We start from the raw sequence: 19,361 nt of genomic DNA, 5'->3' as shown, positions 1-19,361 counted from the left end.
GGTCACAGGCCCACCTGGCGCGCGATGAGCATCAGCTGGACTTCGGTGGTGCCCTCGCCGATCTCGAGAATCTTGCTGTCCCGGTAGTGCCGGGCGACCGCGTACTCGTTCATGAATCCGTAGCCGCCGTGGATCTGGGTGGCGTCGCGGGCGTTGTCCATCGCGGCCTCCGATGCCACCAGCTTGGCGATCGCCGCTTCCTTCTTGAATGGCTTGCCGGCCAACATGAGTGCGGCGGCGTCGTAGTAGGCGGTGCGGGCGGCGTAGGCGCGGGCCTCCATGCGGGCGATCTTGAACGCGATGGCCTGGTTGCGTCCGATCGCGGTGCCGAACGCCTCGCGCTCGCGGGCGTACTTCACGCTCTCGTCGACGCAGCCCTGCGCCGCGCCGACCGCCAGCGCGGCGATCGCGATGCGGCCCTCGTCGAGAATCCGCAGGAACCCGGCGTAGCCGCGTCCCTCTTCCCCGAGCAAGTTCTCCGCGGGCACCCGGACGTCGGTGAACGTCAACGGGTGGGTGTCGGAGGCGTTCCATCCCACCTTGTCGTAGGCGGGTCCGGCCTCGAACCCCGGTGTGTTCGTGGGCACGAGGATCGAGGAGATCTGCGCCTTGCCGGAGGCGTCTCGGCCGGTGACCGCGGTGACGGTGACCAGCTCGGTGATGTCGGTTCCGGAATTGGTGATGAACTGCTTGGAGCCGTTGATCACCCAGGAGTCACCGTCGCGCACGGCCGTGGTGCGGGTGCCGCCGGCGTCACTGCCCGCTCCGGGCTCGGTGAGGCCGAAGGCACCGAGTGCGCGGCCGGACGTCAAGCGCGGCAACCACTCCTGCTTCTGCGCCTCGGTGCCGAACCGGTACACCGGCATCGCACCCAGAGACACCCCGGCTTCGAGGGTGATGGCGACGCTCTGGTCCACCTTGCCCAGTTCCTCGAGCGCCAGGCAGAGGGCGAAGTAGTCGCCACCCATGCCGCCGTACTCCTCGGGGAACGGCAGGCCGAACAGGCCCATGTCGGCCATCCCCCGCACCACCTCGTACGGGAACGTGTGGTCCCGATCGTGCTGCGCGGCAACGGGAGCGACGACCGTGCGGGCGAAGTCGCGAACCGTCTTGGCCAGCTGGGTGTACTCGTCGGGCAACGAGCCCGTACTCAGGTCGGTCATGCCGCGTTCTCCTCGGGGGACGTGTCGGGGGACGTATCGGTGCGCAGCTGCGCCAGGACTTGGTCGACGGCGACCTGCTCGCCGCGGGTGACGAACACGGTCGCCACGCCGTCGGCCGGGGCCGTGAGTGCGTGTTCCATCTTCATCGCCTCGACGACGACCACCACGTCGCCGGCGCGGACCTCGGCGCCGTCGGCCACCGGGGTGGCGATCACGGTGCCGGGCGTGGGGCTGCGGATCTCGTCGGACGCGGCGGCCGCATCCGCCTCGGCAAGGTCCACCTCGGCGGCGACCCGGAGGCGACGGCTGCCGCCGCGACCGGCGACCCAGAGGGAATCCGCGTCCGATACCACCGTCACGGTGTGCCGCAGACCGTCGAGCACGACACTCACGTCGTCGCCCTCCACCGACACCGCGAGCGCGCGGTCCGATCCGCCGTCGACGGTGACGACGGCGTCGGTCGGGGAGCCGGAGAAGGTCACGACGCGGCGGGTCGTGCCGTCGTCGACGACGACGGTGATCGGCGCCCGACGTCCCCCCGCCCGCCATCCCGACGGGACGGTCCACGGATCGACCTCGCCGATGGGCCACGACGACGCCCACCCGAACGTCGCCGCGGCGATCAGCACCTCGTCGGGCACGTCGGGCGCGGTGTAGTCGGGGACGACGCGGTCCAGCAGCCCGGTGTCGAGCCGTCCGGCGACCACGTCGTCGGTGCCGAGCAGGTAGGTCAGGAAGTCGATGTTGTTGCCCACACCCAGCACTGCGGTGCCCGCCAGTGCCCTCGTCAGGATGCGCAGCGCGTCGGCGCGGTCGCGGCCGCGCGCGATCACCTTCGACAGCATGGGGTCGTAGTCGCTGCCCACCACCGACCCGACGGTGAGCGAGGAGTCCACGCGGACCCCGGGTCCGGTCGGTTCCACGAGCCCGACGACGGTGCCGCCCGTGGGCAGGAACCCCCGCGCCGGGTCCTCGGCGTAGACGCGTGCTTCGACTGCGTGACCGGTGAGGGTCACCTCGTCCTGCGTGATCGGCAACCGCTCCCCCGCCGCCACCCGCAGTTGCAGCTCGACCAGGTCGAGCCCCGTGACCTCCTCGGTCACCGGATGTTCCACCTGCAGACGGGTGTTCATCTCCATGAAGAAGAACTCGTCCGGCGCGTCGGCGGACACGATGAACTCCACGGTTCCGGCGCCGACGTAGTCGACGCTGCGCGCCGTCGCGCACGCCGCCTCACCGATCCGAGCGCGCGTGGCCTCGTCGAGCAGCGGTGACGGAGCTTCCTCGATCACCTTCTGGTGCCGACGCTGCAGCGAGCATTCCCGCTCGCCCAGGTGCACCACCGAGCCGTGCGCATCGGCCATCACCTGCACCTCGATGTGCCGGGGAGAGAGCACGAATCGCTCGAGGAACAGCGTGTCGTCCCCGAACGACGACGCGGCCTCCCGACGTGCCCGCTCGAGCGCCGGGCGCAATGCTTCCGCGGACTCGACGACGTGCATGCCCTTGCCGCCGCCGCCGGCCGACGGCTTGATCAGCACCGGGAAACCGATCTCCGGTGCCGCGGCGACCAACTCGTCGTCCGTCAACCCCGGCTCGGCGATACCCGGCACGACCGGAACGTCGAACGCGGACACGGCCTTCTTCGCGGTGATCTTGTCGCCCATCGTGCGGATCGCCCCGGTGGGCGGACCGACGAACACGATGCCCGCGCGCTCGCACGCCGCGGCGAATTCGGCGTTCTCCGAGAGGAATCCGTACCCCGGGTGGATCGCGTCGGCGCCGCTCCGGCGCGCGGCGTCGATGACCGCGTCGATGCTGAGGTAGCTCTCTCGCGCGGACGCCGGGCCCAGGCGCACCGCGGTGTCGGCGGCGCGCACGTGGAGGGCGTCGCGGTCGGCGTCGCTGTACACCGCGACGGAGCGAATACCCAACCGCCGCAACGTCCGACACACGCGGACGGCGATCTCGCCGCGGTTGGCGACGAGCACGGTGGTGATGTCTGCAGTCATGGCTACCGTCACATCCTGAACACGCCGTAGGACACGGGCGGCAGCGGCGCGCCCGCGCAGACCGAGAGTGCCAGCGCCAGTGTTGTTCTGGTGTCGGCCGGGTCGATGATGCCGTCGTCCCACAATCGCGCGGTCGAGTGGTAGGGATTACCCTGCTCCTCGTACTGCGCGCGGATGGGGGCCTTTAACCGCTCCTGGTCCTCCTCGGTCCACGGCTCCCCGGACGCGGACTGCTGATCACTGCGCACCGTGGCGAGCACCGACGCCGCCTGCTCGCCGCCCATGACGGAGATCCGCGCATTCGGCCACATCCACAGGAAGCGAGGCGAATAGGCGCGCCCGCACATCGAGTAGTTGCCGGCGCCGTAGGAGCCACCGATCACCACCGTCAGCTTCGGCACCCGCGCGCACGCGACGGCGGTGACCATCTTCGCGCCGTGCTTGGCGATGCCGCCGGCCTCGTACTCCCGGCCGACCATGAAGCCGGTGATGTTCTGCAGGAACAGCAGCGGGATGCTGCGCTTGTCGCACAGCTCGATGAAATGCGCTCCCTTGACGGCGGATTCGCCGAAGAGCACCCCGTTGTTGGCGACGATGCCCACGGGATGTCCCGCGATGTGCGCGAAGCCCGTCACCAACGTCGTGCCGTACTCGGCCTTGAACTCCGCGAACTCGCCCGCGTCGACCAGCCGGGTGATGACCTCGTGCACGTCGTACGGCGTGCGCGGATCGGTCGGCACGACGTCGTACAACTCGGTCTGGTCCGCCGCCGGGCGGGGCGCGATCGTCTCCCACGGCGCCGCGGACTTCGGTCCCAGCGTGCCGACGATGGCCCGGACGCGTCGCAACGCATCACGGTCGTCGGCCGCGAGATGATCGGCCACCCCGGAGACCTTCGCGTGCACGTCGCCGCCGCCGAGCTCCTCCGCGGTGACCACCTCACCCGTCGCGGCCTTCACCAACGGGGGCCCGCCGAGGAAGATCGTGCCCTGATTCCGCACGATCACCGCCTCGTCGCTCATCGCCGGGACGTACGCACCGCCCGCGGTGCACGAGCCCATCACCGCCGCGATCTGTGCGATGCCCTGCGCGCTCATGGTCGCCTGGTTGTAGAAGATCCGGCCGAAGTGCTCACGGTCCGGGAACACCTCGTCCTGCATCGGCAGGAACGCACCGCCCGAATCGACCAGATAGACGCAGGGCAGCCGGTTCTGCAGCGCGATCTCCTGCGCGCGCAGATGCTTCTTGACCGTCATCGGGTAGTAGGTGCCGCCCTTGACCGTCGCGTCGTTGGCCACCACCATCACCTCGCGGCCGGCCACGCGCCCGATCCCGGCGACGACACCGGCGCCCGGGCACGCGTCGTCGTACATTCCGTTCGCCGCCAGCGGGGCGACCTCGAGGAACGGGCTGCCGTCGTCGAGCAGCGTGTCGACGCGGTCACGCGGCAGCAGCTTGCCGCGCTCGACGTGCCGTGCGCGGGCCTTCTCGCTTCCACCGCGAGCCGCCGCGTCGGTGACCGCCCGCAACTCCTCGACCAGCGCGAGGTGCGCGTCGCGATACGCACCTGTCCGAACCGCCATGTGCCACCGTCTCTCGGTTAATCGTCCTTAACCAAGACGGTAAACGATGATTAACCGAAAGTCCACGAGCGCGGACTCACTCCACGAGGCGGCGGAACCTGCTCCCCTGGAAGACGATGGGAGCGACCCCGCTGTGGACGTCGAGCCCGTGGATGCGCAGGAGCACGATTGCGTGATCGCCGGCGGGAACCTGCTGCTCGACGGTGGTGTCCAGCCAGGCCGACGCCCCTTCGACGAAGACGGCACCGTCGTCGCTGGTCGAGGTGGTCAGCCCGGCGAAGCGGTCGCCGGTCTTGGCCGCGAGCGTCCGCACGGCGACGTCGTGCGCCTCCCCGAGCACGCTGATGCCGAGGTGCGACGCGGCCGCCAGGCGCGGCCAGGTGCTCGACGTGTTCTGGATGCAGAAGGCCACGAGGGGCGGATCGATCGACACCGAGACGAAACTGCTTGCCGCCAACCCCACGCGCTCGCCGTCGATCTCCGCCGCGATCGCCACGACCCCGCTGGGAAACGTGCCGTACGCCCGGCGCAACGTGTCCTGGTCGAGGTCGGTGGTGGAGGCGAGACTCATGAACTCCACGGTAGGTCCGCGCTCACCCGGCCGCCACCACCCGCGGGGGTGGACCGTGCAAGGTCACAGGCCCGGGGTTCGGATCACGGTGAGCGGTACCGGCGCTATTCACACCTCACGATGGGCACCGGGTCGTACTTCACGGTGCGAGTGGTCCGGGAGAGCTCGGCTCCCGTGGCGGCGTCGGTGACGACGCGGGTGTCGCTCGTCGTGAAGCCCGGGGCGCCGCTCGACGCGATGCACTGCGGGCCGCGCGGCAGTCGAATCGTGTCCGGTGAGGTCGGCGCCGACCGTGACCCGGTGATCGACTCGACGTCGACGGTCTTGGTGCCCCAGATCCGCACCGTGACGGACGACGAGTCGGCGAAGGATTCGATCACCGCGCCGGTCTCGAAGGGGTTCCGGAACTTCAGGTCGATCGCGCCCTCGAAGACCGTCGCTTCCCGCGCCTCGGGGTAGCGGGAGATGTAGTAGCTGTGTTCGGTGTGCTCGACGTCCTCCATGCCGGCGAAGTAAGAGGCGTTGTAGAGCGTGGTGGCGAACTGGCTGATGCCGCCGCCGACGGCGCGATCGGGCCGACCGTTGTCGATGATGCCGGACTCGACGAAGCCCTGCGCCGTCCCGCGCGGCCCGGTGTAGCCGTTGAGCGAGAACGTCTCGCCGGGTGCGACGACGGCGCCGTTCACGATGTCCGCGGTCAGCCCGATGTTCACGCCGGACGCGTACTCGAACCCGCCGGTGGTGTACTCGGCCACCACTTCTCGGATGCCGAGGCCGTTCGCCTGCTCGGTGGTCACCGCGGGCGCCTGCGGACCGTACTGCGCCTCGACCGATCGCGCGGGGCCATCGCCGGCCAGCAGGTCGGGCAGGTTCTCGAGCGTCTGCGGCCACTGCACGGCCACGCCCTCCTGCGACGGCACGACGACGGGCCGGCCCGAGGAGAAGTCGAAGCGCGCGTTCACCGGGCGCGTCTCCGTCTCGGCCAGTCCCGGCGCCAGGATGCGGATCGCGGCGTCGGTGTCGTAGATCGGATCGAGTCCGCCGTCGTCGTTCGGCTCGAAGCGCAGCACCTCGCCCACCCGCTCGGGCGGCAGCTCGGTGACGGCGTTCTCCCGGCCCGTGACGACGACGGGAGCGGCCACGGCCGGTGTGGCCACCTCGTCGACGGCATCCCGGACGCCCTGCTCGGTGACGGTCACGGCCTGCCCGTCGTAGGGGAGGTCGACGGTGTTTCCCGTCGCCCAGTCCCGTTCGAGGGTGGAGGCGGCCGCGTCGACGTCCAGCGTCCGTCCCGTCACCGGCAGGACCGGAACCGGTGTGGCGGCGTCGAACACCACGCCGCCCTCCACGGGCGCCCGGTCCACGACGGGACGGAGGTTCTCGACGGCGGCGGTCAGGGCGGCGTCGTCGACCGACGAGACGACGCCGATCTCACGCGAGCCGAAGAACGACGTCAGCCGCGTGATCGGCGACAGAGGCTGATCACCGGCCCGGTCGAGAGTCCCGGCCCAGTCGATCCCGAGGCCGGCGGCGGCAGGGACGATTTCCGCGGTGGCGTCGTCCGCCCGGACCATGACGGGCCGGTCGGCGCGGGAGCCGAGACGATCGCGCAGCAGAGCTTCCGCATCCCGGGGGCTCCGACCGCCCACGTCGACTCCGGCCACGGTCACACCGCGCGGGATGTCGCCGGTGGAGGTGAACCAGTCGGCCGCGTAGAGCACGACTCCCACGGCGACGACGGCGCCGGCGACCACGGCCACGGGCTTCCACGCCGGCGACGTGCGCGAGTGTTGCTGGTTCACGGCCCGAGCCTACCGAGAAGGCCCCGCAGCGCTGCCGGGTCGGGGGTCGGGCAGCACTGCGGAGCCACCCCCTCTATCGGGGCGGGTCGGGAAGCGTTACAGCCGCGGCCCTGCCCGCGAACGGCTCCCCGGTTCCGGCGGGGCACCTCCGATCGGGGGCGCCGGATCGAAACCGGGGAGCCGCTCGTCACGACGCTCGGCTCGACAAGACCCCGGACAGCACGAAGGGACCCGGCCACCCCTCGTTGCCGGGTCCCTTCGTGTACGCGAGAACCGGTCAGGCGGCCTCGACGATGGCGGTGATCCCCTGACCGCCGGCAGCGCAGATGGAGATCAGGCCGCGGCCGGACCCCTTCTGCGACAACATCTTCGCGAGCGTCGCCACGACACGGCCGCCGGTCGCGGCGAACGGGTGACCCGCCGCGAGGGAGGAGCCGTGCACGTTGAGCTTGCTCCGGTCGATCGAGCCGAGTGCGCCGTCGAGGCCCAGACGCTCCTTGCAGTACTCGTCGCTCTCGAAGGCCTGCAGCGTGGCCAGCACGACGGACGCGAAAGCCTCGTGGATCTCGTAATAGTCGAAGTCCTGGAGCGTCAGGCCGTTGCGCTCGAGCAGACGCGGGATCGCGTAGGTGGGGGCCATGAGCAGGCCGTCCTTGTACGAGCCGTTGCCGTGGACGTAGTCGACGGCGGCGAACTCGGAGTCCACCAGGTGGGCCAGCACGGGAAGGTTGTGTTGCTCGGCCCACTCGTCGCTCGACAGCAGCACGGCGGACGCGCCGTCGGTGAGCGGGGTCGAGTTGCCGGCGGTCATGGTGGCGTCGCCCAGCGAGGTGCCGAAGACCGGCTTGAGCTTGGCCAGCTTCTCCTCCGACGAGTCGGGACGCAGGTTGTCGTCGCGGGTGAGGCCGAGGTACGGGGTGATCAGGTCGTCGAAGAACCCGGAGTCGTACGCCGCGGCCATGTTGCGGTGGCTCGCGGCGGCCAGCGCGTCCTGATCCTCGCGGCGGATGCCGAACTCCTTGGCGGTCTCCGCGGCGTGCTCGCCCATCGACTTGCCGGTGCGGGGCTCGCCGTTGCGCGGAATCTCGATGCCCAGCATGGACGGGCGCATGTTCGCGAGCAGCTTGAGGCGGTCGGTGGTGCTCTTGGCGCGGTTGAGCGAGAGCAGGAATTCCCGCAGCTCGTTGTTCACGCCGATGGGAGCGTCGGAGGTGGTGTCCACGCCGCTGCCGATGCCGGACTCGATGCGGCCGGCCGCGATGGCGTCACCGACTGCGATCACGGTCTGCATGCTGGTGCCACAGGCCTGCTGCAGGTCGAAGGCCGGGGTGTACGGGCTGAGCGCGCTGCCGAGTACCACCTCGCGGGTGAGGTTGAAGTCGCGCGGGTGCTTGAGGACGGCGCCACCGCCGACCAGGCCCAGCCGCTCGCCCTGGAGGTTGAACCGACTCACCAGACCGTCGACGGCGGCGGTCAGCATGTCCTGGTTGGACGCGTTCGCGTACGCCTTGTTCGAGCGGGCGAACGGAATTCTGTTGCCACCGAGGATCGCGACGGGGCGCTTCTCTGTACTGGTCACTGCTTCGTTCTCCCTGTGCGCGGAGGGTACGGCCGCCTTGTGGCCGCATCGTCGTGGACTCTATTCTTACTCACCGGTAAGTTACTTGTCGACACCACCCGACAAGTCGCGAAACACGACATTCCCCGAGACACGAAGGTGAGACATGGCAGCCACCAAGGGAGCCCCCGACCTCTACTCGCAGTTCCTGTCCTCGGCACCCGGCGCGTTCCTCGCGAAGCAGGCCGGACTGCCGCAGCCGGAGACGCTGCGCCGCTACCAGCCGGGTGAGCCGCCGCTCGCCGGACCGATCCTGATCGGCGGCAGCGGGCGCCTCGCCGAGCCCCTGCGCGTCCTGCTGTCCGACTACCCCGTCGCCAGCGCGCACGACGACAAGCTGGGCGCCCTGGTCTTCGACGCCACCGGAATCGCGTCCATCGAGGAACTCGAGCAGCTCTTCCAGTTCTTCTCCCCGAACATCAAGCGCCTCGGACCGTCGAGCCGCGTCGTGGTGCTCGGCACCACGCCCGAGGAGACGTCGTCGGTCGACGAGCACATCGCCCAGCGTGCGCTCGAGGGCTTCACCCGCAGCGTCGGCAAGGAACTGCGCCGCGGCGGCACCTCGCAGCTGGTCTACGTCTCTTCTGACGCCGCACCCGACCTGTCCGGTGTCGAGTCGACCCTCCGCTTCCTCCTCTCGGCCAAGTCCGCGTTCGTCTCCGGCCAGGTCATCGCCGTCGGCAAGGACTCGTCCACCGCTCCCGCGTCGTGGGACAAGCCCCTGGAGGGCAAGGTCGCCCTGGTCACCGGCGCCGCGCGCGGCATCGGCGCCACCATCGCCGAGGTCCTCTCGCGCGACGGCGCGCACGTCATCTGCGCCGACATCCCGGCTGCCGGTGAGGCGCTGTCGGAGACGGCCAACAAGGTGGGCGGAACCTCGCTGGCCCTCGACGTCACCTCGCCCGACGCCGCCGACGTCCTGGCCAAGCACGTGAAGGAGCGTCACGGTGGCCTCGACATCGTGGTGCACAACGCCGGCATCACGCGCGACAAGCTGCTCGCCAACATGGACGACGCTCGGTGGAACTCCGTCATCGGGGTCAACCTCGCTGCGCCGCACCGCATCACGTCGTCGCTGGTGAAGTCCGGCACGCTGAACGAGGGTGGCCGCGTGATCGACGTGTCCTCCATCGCCGGCATCGCGGGCAACCGCGGCCAGACCAACTACGGTGCGTCGAAGGCCGGCGTCATCGGCATGGTCCACGCCGAGGCACCGGAGCTGGCGAAGAAGAACATCACCATCAACGCCGTCGCCCCCGGCTTCATCGAGACCGCGATGACGGCGGCCATTCCGTTCGCCACGCGCGAGGCGGGACGACGGATGAGCTCGCTGCTGCAGGGCGGCCAGACCGTGGACGTGGCCGAGACCATCGCCTACTTCGCGAGCCCCGCCTCCAACGCCGTGACCGGCCAGATCGTGCGCGTGTGCGGTCAGTCCCTGATCGGAGCCTGACGTGGGTGACGTGATCACGCTCGACGCGCCGCCGCGCATCCGCGACGTCTACGCGCGCGCCGCGCTCGATTCGGTGCCGATCCTCGGCGGCGGCAAGCGGACCCGGTCCGTGCCGAGCACGACGCTGAAACTGGCCGGGGTACGGGTGGATCCGGACAACCTGGCGGCGTACTGCCGGGTGACGGGCCTCCGGCTGACGGATGCGCTCCCCCTCACCTACCCGTTCACGCTGGTGTTCCCGACCGTCATGTCGCTGATGGTGTCGAAGGATTTCCCGTTCGCCGCCATGGGGTCGGTCCACGCGGAGAACGTGATCGAGAGCCTGCGTCCGGTCTCCGTGCTCGAGCCGTTGGACGTCACCGTGCACGCGGAGAACCTGCGCGAGCACCGCAAGGGCCTGCTGATCGACCTGATCAGCGACGTCGCCGTCGGACGCGAGACGGTGTGGCGGCAGACCTCGACGTTCCTGTCGCTGCAGAAGACCTCCCTGTCGGGCGGCCCGCGTGAAGCGCCGCCGGCCGACGAGGTTCCACCGCCGCCGCTCACCACGCTGCGGCCGGACCAGAAGGTCATCTCGAAGTACGCCGCCGTGTCGGGTGATCGCAACCCGATCCACGTCTCGTCGTTGGGCGCCAAGGCCTTCGGGTTCCCGCGCACCATCGCCCACGGAATGTGGAGCGCCGCGGCCGTTCTCGGCGCGGTCGACGGCCGCATCGCCGAATCGACGACGTACACGGTGAAGTTCGGCAAGCCGATCGTGTTGCCGGCGAAGGTCAACGTCTACGCGGACCGGGCGGGCGAGCACGGGCAGTGGGACCTGGCGCTGAAGCACCCCAAGAAGGGCTACCCCTTCCTGACGGGCACGCTGCGCTGACCTGATCGACGCTGAACCGATCGACACGGGAGCACGGCCACCCTTCGAGGTGGCCGTGCTTGCGTCAGTCAGGACGCGCGGAGACCGCGCCAGGCGAGTGTCTCGAGGAGTTCGGTGGCCTGGTGGACGTCCACCTCACCGCCGGCCACGCGGTCCGCGACCGCCTCGCCGGCGCCGACCAGCGCCACGGCCATGAGCCCGAAGTCGTGCTCCGGGCCCGGGTCCTTGGTGCTCATCTCCAGCAACGACGCCGTGAGGGCGATCAGCCGGTCACGGCTGCTCTGCACCTGGCCGGCGAACGCCTGCTGCCCGATCGCCTGACGGTAGAGCACCATCCACGACGACCGATGCTGGTCGACGAATGTCAGGAACCCCACCAGGGCCTTGCGAAGCTGCTCACGCGGGCTGAGCGACGGGTCCGCCGCCGGCGTCATGGCCTGGACGAATTCGAGTCCCTCACGGTGGATGCAGGCAGCGAACAGTTCGTCCTTGCTGCCGTAGTACAGGTACAGCATCGGCTTGGAGATCTGCGCTCGCGCGGCGATCGAATCCATCGACGTGGCGTGAAAGCCGTTCTCGGAGAACACCTCGATGGCCGCGTCGAGCATCTGCTGTTCGCGGACGGCGCGCGGCAACCGCTTGGTTCCGCCAGCCATGCGCCCTCCCGCGGTCGTCGGTGCAATCCCCGACCTTACTCGACGGTCAGCTCGCTCACACGCATCCCGGGGCCGCCTTGGCCCGCAGGACCGTTGCTACCTTCTCGTTCACCTGCGCATCGGTCAGCCGACCCGTCGCCACCGCGTCCTCCAGGCGGTCGAGCACGTCCGGGACGGCGTCCGTCGTGATCCACAACGCGACGTCGGCGCCGGCGACCAGCGCCGCCTCCACCGCCTCCTCGATGCCCAGGCGGGAGGTGATGGCCGCCATGCCGGACAGATCGTCGGTGAAGATCGGGCCGTCGAACGGTGCCGCGCCGTACCCGGTGCCGTCGCGCAGCAGCGCCATCGCCGCCGGGCTGATGCTGGCGGGCTCACCCGGCGCCGTCAGTCCGGGGACGTCGAGGTGACCCACCATGGCGCCGACGCCGGGACGGGCCAGCTCGCGGAACGGCACCAGATCGCGGGTCTGCAGGTCGCCGAGCGGCGGGGTCGTGACGGCGCCGGTGTGCGAGTCACCCGACGCCGCACCGTGGCCGGGAAAGTGCTTGATCACGGGCAGCACGCCCGCGTCGCGCAGGCCGCGCGCCGCCGCATCGGCGTAAGCGACGACAGTCGCCGGATCGTCCGAGTACGACCGGTCACCGATCACGGTGTCGTCCGCTTGCGCGCTGACGTCGACGTCGGGCGCGAAGTCGACGGTGATACCGAGGTTCCGGAGCCCCTCCCCGCGCTCGCGCCACATCGCGTAGGTCTGCTCCGGCGTCATCGTCGCCGCGGTCTCCCGCGCACTCGGGATCGAGCCGAGCAGGTCCTCTGCCCGCGAGACGCGTCCACCTTCCTCGTCGATGGTCACCATGACGGGAATCGACGCGGCCTCCTGAACCTGCGCGACGCCGCCGCCGGCGAGCATGCTCGGCTCGGTCCAACTGCCCACGAACACGCCGCCGACCTGCTCGGCCCGCACGACCGCCAGGGCGTCGTCGGTCCCGGTGACGCCGACGGTCAGCAGTTGCGCCAGGCGCTGCCGTTCGGTGAGGGCCGCCACCGCCTGCGCACAGCTGTCCGTGGTGGCCGGGGGTGCGGCCGCCGACCCGGACGACACGGCCGAGGACGTCGGACCCGCCGATTCCGAGGCCGCTGCGGGGGACGGGGCGGGAGCCTCCGGTGCGTCGCTCTGCGACCCCGAGCCACAGGCCGCCAGCGCGACGGTCGACACGGCCAGGAGACAGGTCAGGCGGTATCCGGGCATGTCCGAAACGTTATCGCGATGGCCGCGCGGGTGATGCGGTGCGCCGGTAAGGTGCAGGCCACGACCCCCAACCCCGTCGGGAGGACCGCCATGTCCTGTGACGTCATGTTGATCGCCTACGACGGGTCGGACAACGCCCGTCGCGCCGTCCAGTACGCCGGTCGCTTCCTCCAGTCCGAGCGGGCCATCGTCGTCACCGCCTGGGAACCGATGGTGCGCCAGGCCGCCCGTATGTCGGGACTGTCGGGGGTCATGGCCCCGGAATGGTTGCCGGACGAGACCACCGAGGACATCGCGCTGTCCGACGCGCGCGCCACCAATTCCGAGGGACTCGAGCTCGCGGCGCGCGCCGGGATCAACGCCGACGGCCGGTGCGAGGAGTCGCACTCCGCCATCTGGACCACCATCGTCGAGGTGGCCGACGAGGTGAACGCCGACATCATCGTCACCGGTACCCGCGGTCGCACCGGCCTGCGGTCGCTGCTGCAGTCGTCGGTGGCCGATCTCGTGCTCAAGCACAGTCATCGCCCCGTTCTCATCGTTCCGCCCGGCCGCTGACACCCGGACGGCAAGCCGTCCTGGTACGTTGAGCGCGTGAAATCCGCAGCCGTGAGTGCCCTGGTCGGAGCCGTGCTGGGCGTCGCCGTGGTCTTCGGCGCCACCGCCGCCGCCTCGTCGAACAGCCGTCCCGAGATCGACCGGTCGGGCAACGCGGATTCCTCGCTGCTCAACCAGGTCGAATACGGCAGCCGCTGACCGCTCCCGCACCGCCCGACGGCCCCCGGGAGCCGGTCGGCGCGGCGGTGCACTCCGTCGCGCCCGTCGGCGCGGCGGTGCACTCCGTCGCGCCCGTCGGCGCTCGGTGGCGGCTCTGGTCCGCCCTCGGCGCGCTGATCCTGTCGTTCCTGCAGGCCCCCGGCCTGATCGTGGCCGACACCAAGTACGACCTCACGCAGAATCCGCTCGGGTTCCTCTCCCGCGCCTCGCACCTGTGGACCTCCGACGCGCCGCTCGGTCAGGTGCAGAACCAGGCGTACGGATACTTCTTTCCGCACGGGGCGTTCTTCGCGCTCGGTGACGTCCTCGCCGTTCCCGGCTGGGTCACGCAACGCCTGTGGTGGGCGCTGCTGCTGTTCGCCGGGTTCTGGGGCATCGTGCGGCTCGCGGAGGCGCTCGAGATCGGCAGCCGCGGATCGCGGGTGGTGGCCGGGCTGACGTTCGTGCTGGCCCCGCGGGTCCTCACCACCCTGGGCTCGATCAGTTCCGAGTCGCTTCCGGTGATGCTGGCGCCGTGGGTGCTGATTCCTCTGGTGCGCGTCTTCTCCGGGCGGGCGATCGACGTCCGTCGCGCCGCCGCGTCCTCCGCCGTCGCGGTCGCCCTCATGGGTGCGGTGAACGCCGTGGCCACCGCCGCGGCCACGCTGGTCGCCGTCGTCTGGTGGCTCGCGCACCGACCCGACGCGCGGTGGTGGCAGTTCACGCGCTGGTGGATCGCGGCGCTGCTCGCGGCGACGCTGTGGTGGATCGTGCCGCTCCTCGTTCTCGGCGGGGTCAGCCCACCCTTCCTCGACTACATCGAATCCGCCGGCACGACGACGCAGTGGGCCTCCCTGACAGAAGCCGTCCGCGGCACCAGCAGTTGGACGCCGTTCGTCTCGCCGGAACGCATCGCCGGTGCGATCGTCGTGACGCAGCCGGCCGTCGTCCTCGCCTCCTGCGTCGTCGCCGCCGCCGGGCTCGCCGGCCTCGCGATGCGGTCGATGCCCGCGCGCGGACGGCTCACGCTGATCCTCCTGATCGGTGTGGTGGGCATGGCCGCCGGGTACGTGGGCGGGCTGGCCTCGCCGGTGTCCGACCCGGTGCGCGCGTTCCTCGACGGGGTGGGCGCACCCCTGCGCAACATCCACAAGCTCGAGCCGTTGATCCGCCTGCCCCTCGCCCTCGGTGTCGCCCACCTGCTCCGATTCGCCCCGCTGCCGGGCACCGTGTCCTCGCCGCGGTGGCGCCGCGCCGCCCGCCACCCGGAGCAGAATCCGCTGCTGGCCTTCGCCGCGCTGATCCTCGTCGCGCTCACCGTCGCGACGTCGCTGGCCTGGACGGGACGCCTCGCCCCGCGGGGTGCGTACCCTGCCGTGCCCGACGCGTGGTCGCAGGCGGCACAGTGGTTGACCGACCGTGCGGGCGACGACCCGGCCCGATCACGCGCCCTCGTCGTCCCCGGCGCGCCGTTGGCGTCCCAGCTCTGGGGCCTGACCCGCGACGAACCGATCCAAGCCCTGGCGTCGTCGCCGTGGGCGGTGCGCGACGCCGTGCCGTTGGTGCCGCCGGGCGCGATCCGCGCGCTCGACGCCGTGCAGCGGCTCCTCGCGAACGGCCGGTCGTCGGCCGGACTGGCCGCCACCCTGACGACGATGAACGTGCGACATCTGGTGCTGCGCAACGATCTCGACCCCGAGACCTCGCGGTCGACCCGGACGTCCACGGTCCACCAGGCGATCGAGGGATCGCCCGGTCTGCGCCGCGTCGCGACGTTCGGTGACGACGTCGGCCCGGGTGATGTCGAGGGCATCGTGTCGGACTCCGACCTGCGTCCGACGTACCCGGCGATCGAGATCTTCGAGGTCGATGCGGGTGACACGCCGGCCGGGCCCTACACCGTGACGGCCGAGTCGGTGCCGCGGGTGCAGGGCGGGCCGGAGGTCGCGGCGCGCCTGGACGACGAGCGCGAACGCGGCGGTATCGCCCCGGTCCCGGCGGGCCCGATCCTGCTCGACGGCGACGCGCGGGCGGCGGGCCTGCCCGTGGACGACGTGCTGGTCACCGACACCCCGGTCGAGCGCGAGGTCGACTTCGGTTCGGTCGACGACCACAGCAGTTCCGTCCGTGCCCCCGACGACGCGCGGCGCACCCTGAACGCCGTCCCGGACTATCCGGCCGGGCCCACTCCACCGGTCACGGGATCCTGGCGCGGCGCCCGAATCACGGTGTCCTCCTCCGCATCCGACGCCACCCAGTTCGGCGGAGCGTTGCCGGGCGCGAATCCGGCCGCGGCGGTCGACGGCGACCTCGTCACGGGGTGGATCAGCAACGGCCTCGAGAGCGCCGTCGGGCAGTGGCTCGAGCTGCGCCCCGACACCCCGCTGACATCGGGTCTGCTCGAATTCCGCACCACCGCAGGGTCGCTCGGCTCCCCGGTCAAGTGGGTGGAGATTGCCACGGACACCGGCACGTCCGCCGCGCGGATCACCGAACCGGGTGAGCCCGTGGTGGTCTCGCTCCCCGCGGGTCGCACGACGTTCGTCCGCATCACGGCGACGCAGACCGAGGACGGGTCGCGCGGAGCCCAGTTCGGCATCGCGGACCTGCGGCTCACGGACTTCTCCGATCCCGCGGCGCCCCGGCCGGTCCGCATCGAGCACCGCACCGACCTGCCCGCTCCGGCACCGGGCGTGACCGTAACGGGATGGTCACTCGCGCAGGAGCTTCCGGGCCGCGCGGCGTGCATCGACACGCCCGATCGAGTTCGCTGCGCCGGCGGCGTCGGCATCGACCCCGAAGAGGTCGATGCGTTCCAGCGAACATTGTCGGTTCCGCAAGGCACGGCGGTGACGCCGGAGGTCTGGGTCCGCGGACGGCCCGGCTCCGCGCTCGAGGATCTTCTCGCCCGCGACGGACGCCCCCGCGCACGCGGCGCTTCCGAGGTGACCGACGTCCGCGGTTCGGCGTTCGCCCTCACCGACGGAGACGACCGCACCAGCTGGACCGCGTCGCCGGATGCGGTCGAGTCCCGCGCCGGCACGTACCCCACGGTGACGCTGACCCTTCCGCGACGGGCGCGGGTCGACGGCCTCGCGCTCACGCAGTCGCTCGGCACCCTGCCCGCGCACCCCACTCGCGTCGTCGTCGATCTCGGCACCGGACCTCAGGTGCGCGAGATCGATCCCGACGGCACCACCGACGTCGACCTCGAGCCCGCCGAGACCGACCGCATCGTGCTGTCCCTGCTCGACTGGGACGACGTCCTCGACCGCACCGCCCTCGGCTTCGACCGCATCCGCCCACCCGGACTCGCCGAGATCGCCGTCCGGTCGGACGATCCGTCTCTGTCCGCGGCCGGGACCGACCCCGACACCCCCGTCGTTCTCCCGTGCGGCGAGGGCCCCACGCTGACCGTCGCCGGGCAGCTCGTTCGCACCGCGGTGACCGCGCCCGCCTCGGCGCTCGCGTCGGGCGTCCCGGTTCCCGCGACCGTGTGCGCGGGCGACGTTCCCGTCGCCGCGAACGTCTCCAACCCGATCCCGCTCCCGGCGGGCGCGCAGTCGGTGTCGGTCGATCCCGGGGACGCGTTCGTCGTCGACTCGGTGACGCTGCGCAGCGCGCCGCTGCGCGCGTTCCCCGCCGCCGGGCCGAACCCCGTGGCGGTCGCCGCCGGCGAATGGACCGAACACACCCGACGCGTGACGCTCGCGGGAGCCGAGAAGGACCGCATCCTGGTGGTTCCGGAGAGCACGTCGGTCTGGCGCGCGACGCTTCCCGACGGCACCGTGCTGACACCGGTGGTGGTGAACGGGTGGCAGCAGGGCTGGGTGGTGCCCGCCTGCGTCTCCGGGGAGGTCACTCTGACGTTCCCCGCCGACACCACCTACCGAACGGCCCTGGTCGCCGGACTGATGCTGACGGCCGCGCTGATCGCGTTCCTGCTCGTCGGACCTCGGCGTGTCGACGACGCCGCGACGCCGGTCCGCCCCTGGCGCGGCCTCGTCGCCGGGTCCCTCGGCCTGGCCGGTGCGGCCTGGGTGATCGGCGGACTCGCGGGGCTCGGGCTGGTCGCGGCCCTCGCCGCCGCGCTCGTCGGGGTGCGCTCACGGTTCGGTCCGGTGGTCGGCGGTCGCAGCGCCGTCGTCGTCGCCGGCGTCGGGTTCACGCTGGCCGGGGCGATGCTCTCGACGGGACCCTGGCGCGCCGCCGACGGCTACGTCGGCCACTCCGCGGTGATTCAGGGGGCCGCGGTGCTGGCGGTGGCGGCACCGGCGGTCTCGGTGTTGCTGGCCACGGCTGCGGAGTCGTCTTCGCTCGCCGGCCGCACCGCCCGTCTGCGCCGTTCCCGATCGCGGACGAACACTCGCACCGGCTCCTCGATCAAGGCGTAACCGGCCGCGGCCACGGGGACGGTCAACACCAGGGTCGCGGCGGCCACCAGCGGGAACTGTCCCGCGAACGGCGAGATCCCCAACACCGGGAACACCACCGCGAGGACCGCGAGGTGCCACACGAAGATGCCGTAGGACCACCGACCGATCGTCACCGCGAACTCCCCACCGAGCCACCGCGTCCGGACCGACGTGCCCAGGACCAACGGAGCCAGCAGGCAGAAGGAGACGAGGGCGCCGAGCGAGACCTTGACGGCGAACTGCCATGCGGCGGGCGTCGTCAAGTCCTGCTCACCGGCCACCGGGGTGGCCGCGACGGCGAAGGCGACGGCGGCGACCGCGAGCAACGCCCAGCGTCGATCGGCGATGCGGGCCAATCGAGGACGCGCCGATCCGACCGGCCGCGCGGCGACCTCCGCCGCCGTCTCCGCGACGACCATGCCCGCGGCGAACCAGGACAGGTAGCCCGGAAGCCAGTTCTCGATGTTCACCCCGTCCACCGTCGCGATCGGCAGGAACGTCCACGCCGTCGACGCCGCTGCGACACCCAGGAGCACGGGCACCCGCCACCGTGCGCGCGGACCTGACAACCGCACCAGCAGCCACCCGAACAGCGGAAGGAGAAGATAGAACGCCACCTCCACCGACAGCGACCACATCTGTGTGAGCCCCTGGGTGAGCGAGAGCGGGACGAAGACCTGCACCAACGTCAGGTTCGCGAGCCACAGCCCGAGACCGCCACCCGCGCCCGGCAGCAGCGCCAGCACCAGGATCACCACCACCCAGTAGACGGGCAGGATGCGTGCCGCGCGGTGCAGCAGATACCGACGCGCCGACGGCTCGGGACCGAGTCCCCGCGCCGCCGCCGCATGGGGGCGCCAGAGCAGGAAGCCCGAGAGCGCGAAGAACACCGCCACGGCGAGGTCCAGCCGGCCGAGCAGCGGACCCACCACCGGCACGGAGAACGTGCCCGTCTGGAACGCGACGTGGGTGAGCAGGACGCCCACCGCCGCCAGACCGCGCATCCCCTCGAGCGCCGGGACGAAGCCGGCCACCGGGCCCGTCGGCACGCGCGCCGGCGTCGCGTCGGGCGTCGTCGCCGATACGGAAGGAGCGTCGCTGGTCATGGTCCTGCCCAGTGTGCCTCACAGGTCCCGCCCCCTCGTGGGCGATACGTTAGGGTTCGGGCAGTTCCGGCCGCGCTCGACCACCTGACCACAGGAGTTC

The 19,361-nt window shown here is 71.2% G+C and carries 13 protein-coding genes and 1 pseudogene; 5 read left to right on the top strand and 9 right to left on the bottom strand.

Translation table 11 applies throughout. The features are described from left to right. Positions 1 to 2: 2 nt before the first annotated feature. The 6 genes from A3Q40_RS00305 to A3Q40_RS00280 form a co-directional block, all read right to left on the bottom strand. Complete coding sequence (locus A3Q40_RS00305; protein ID WP_068099310.1) at positions 3 to 1,163, bottom strand: acyl-CoA dehydrogenase family protein; 1,161 nt, start codon at positions 1,161 to 1,163, stop codon at positions 3 to 5. Then, positions 1,160 to 3,175 carry an acetyl-CoA carboxylase biotin carboxylase subunit gene (locus A3Q40_RS00300; RefSeq protein WP_068099309.1) on the bottom strand — a complete coding sequence of 672 codons (2,016 nt, stop codon included), beginning with the start codon at positions 3,173 to 3,175 and terminating at the stop codon, positions 1,160 to 1,162. Before A3Q40_RS00300 ends, A3Q40_RS00305 begins: the two co-directional genes overlap by 4 nt. A gap of 8 nt (positions 3,176 to 3,183) precedes the next feature. Next, on the bottom strand, positions 3,184 to 4,758 hold the full coding sequence (locus tag A3Q40_RS00295; protein ID WP_068099308.1) for a carboxyl transferase domain-containing protein: 1,575 nt from the start codon (positions 4,756 to 4,758) through the stop codon (positions 3,184 to 3,186). 76 nt (positions 4,759 to 4,834) lie between these two features. After that, on the bottom strand, positions 4,835 to 5,329 hold the full coding sequence (locus A3Q40_RS00290) for a flavin reductase family protein (RefSeq protein WP_068104769.1): 495 nt from the start codon (positions 5,327 to 5,329) through the stop codon (positions 4,835 to 4,837). Between the two features lie 104 nt (positions 5,330 to 5,433). Beyond that, on the bottom strand, positions 5,434 to 7,131 hold the full coding sequence (locus A3Q40_RS00285; RefSeq protein WP_068099307.1) for a VanW family protein: 1,698 nt from the start codon (positions 7,129 to 7,131) through the stop codon (positions 5,434 to 5,436). Between the two features lie 277 nt (positions 7,132 to 7,408). Then, positions 7,409 to 8,710 carry an acetyl-CoA C-acetyltransferase gene (locus A3Q40_RS00280; protein WP_068099306.1) on the bottom strand — a complete coding sequence of 434 codons (1,302 nt, stop codon included), beginning with the start codon at positions 8,708 to 8,710 and terminating at the stop codon, positions 7,409 to 7,411. A gap of 145 nt (positions 8,711 to 8,855) precedes the next feature. Between A3Q40_RS00280 and A3Q40_RS00275 the strand changes: the two genes are divergently transcribed. Continuing rightward, the gene (locus A3Q40_RS00275) at positions 8,856 to 10,202 is read left to right on the top strand and encodes a 3-oxoacyl-ACP reductase (RefSeq protein ID WP_068099305.1); all 1,347 of its coding nucleotides are present in this window, start codon (positions 8,856 to 8,858) and stop codon (positions 10,200 to 10,202) included. A gap of 1 nt (position 10,203) precedes the next feature. After that, on the top strand, positions 10,204 to 11,076 hold the full coding sequence (locus A3Q40_RS00270; RefSeq protein WP_068099304.1) for a MaoC/PaaZ C-terminal domain-containing protein: 873 nt from the start codon (positions 10,204 to 10,206) through the stop codon (positions 11,074 to 11,076). 68 nt (positions 11,077 to 11,144) lie between these two features. Here the strand turns inward: A3Q40_RS00270 and A3Q40_RS00265 are convergent, their stop codons facing one another. Together A3Q40_RS00265 and A3Q40_RS00260 are read right to left on the bottom strand one after the other, a co-directional pair. Beyond that, on the bottom strand, positions 11,145 to 11,732 hold the full coding sequence (locus A3Q40_RS00265) for a TetR/AcrR family transcriptional regulator (RefSeq protein ID WP_068099303.1): 588 nt from the start codon (positions 11,730 to 11,732) through the stop codon (positions 11,145 to 11,147). A gap of 55 nt (positions 11,733 to 11,787) precedes the next feature. Beyond that, positions 11,788 to 12,984, bottom strand: a complete 1,197-nt coding sequence (locus A3Q40_RS00260) for a glycoside hydrolase family 3 N-terminal domain-containing protein (RefSeq protein ID WP_068099302.1) — start codon at positions 12,982 to 12,984, stop codon at positions 11,788 to 11,790. A 90-nt stretch (positions 12,985 to 13,074) separates the two neighbouring features. Between A3Q40_RS00260 and A3Q40_RS00255 the strand changes: the two genes are divergently transcribed. Genes A3Q40_RS00255 through A3Q40_RS21090 form a run of 3 tightly spaced genes read left to right on the top strand, consistent with a single transcriptional unit; the run spans position 13,075 to position 18,134 of the window. Then, entirely contained in the window at positions 13,075 to 13,542 is a 468-nt protein-coding gene (locus A3Q40_RS00255; RefSeq protein ID WP_068104768.1) for a universal stress protein, read from the top strand. A 36-nt stretch (positions 13,543 to 13,578) separates the two neighbouring features. After that, complete coding sequence (locus A3Q40_RS19630) at positions 13,579 to 13,740, top strand: DUF2613 domain-containing protein (RefSeq protein WP_072681274.1); 162 nt, start codon at positions 13,579 to 13,581, stop codon at positions 13,738 to 13,740. A 47-nt stretch (positions 13,741 to 13,787) separates the two neighbouring features. Next, positions 13,788 to 18,134 (top strand): DUF3367 domain-containing protein, encoded by a 4,347-nt coding sequence (locus A3Q40_RS21090; RefSeq protein ID WP_068099301.1) that lies wholly within the window; start codon positions 13,788 to 13,790, stop codon positions 18,132 to 18,134. On the opposite strand, the pseudogene A3Q40_RS19625 reads toward A3Q40_RS21090, so the two are convergent. Then, positions 18,038 to 19,261 (bottom strand): annotated as a pseudogene (locus tag A3Q40_RS19625) (acyltransferase family protein); the annotation flags it as partial. The gene A3Q40_RS21090 and the pseudogene A3Q40_RS19625 sit on opposite strands and share 97 nt — an antisense overlap. Between the last annotated feature and the right edge of the window lie 100 nt (positions 19,262 to 19,361).

This window comes from Rhodococcus sp. PBTS 1, assembly GCF_001620025.1.
GTDB classification, from domain to species: Bacteria; Actinomycetota; Actinomycetes; order Mycobacteriales; family Mycobacteriaceae; genus Rhodococcoides; species Rhodococcoides kroppenstedtii.
Note: the sequence above shows the minus strand (reverse complement) of the source record. Positions and strands in the feature narration are given on the sequence as shown.

Coding starts and splice junctions, on each gene's coding strand:
- A3Q40_RS00305 (WP_068099310.1), bottom strand. CDS start 1,163: ATGACCGACCTGAGTACGGGCTCGTTGCCCGACGAGTACACCCAGCTG.
- A3Q40_RS00300 (WP_068099309.1), bottom strand. CDS start 3,175: ATGACTGCAGACATCACCACCGTGCTCGTCGCCAACCGCGGCGAGATC.
- A3Q40_RS00295 (WP_068099308.1), bottom strand. CDS start 4,758: ATGGCGGTTCGGACAGGTGCGTATCGCGACGCGCACCTCGCGCTGGTC.
- A3Q40_RS00290 (WP_068104769.1), bottom strand. CDS start 5,329: ATGAGTCTCGCCTCCACCACCGACCTCGACCAGGACACGTTGCGCCGG.
- A3Q40_RS00275 (WP_068099305.1), top strand. CDS start 8,856: ATGGCAGCCACCAAGGGAGCCCCCGACCTCTACTCGCAGTTCCTGTCC.
- A3Q40_RS00265 (WP_068099303.1), bottom strand. CDS start 11,732: ATGGCTGGCGGAACCAAGCGGTTGCCGCGCGCCGTCCGCGAACAGCAG.
- A3Q40_RS00260 (WP_068099302.1), bottom strand. CDS start 12,984: ATGCCCGGATACCGCCTGACCTGTCTCCTGGCCGTGTCGACCGTCGCG.
- A3Q40_RS00255 (WP_068104768.1), top strand. CDS start 13,075: ATGTCCTGTGACGTCATGTTGATCGCCTACGACGGGTCGGACAACGCC.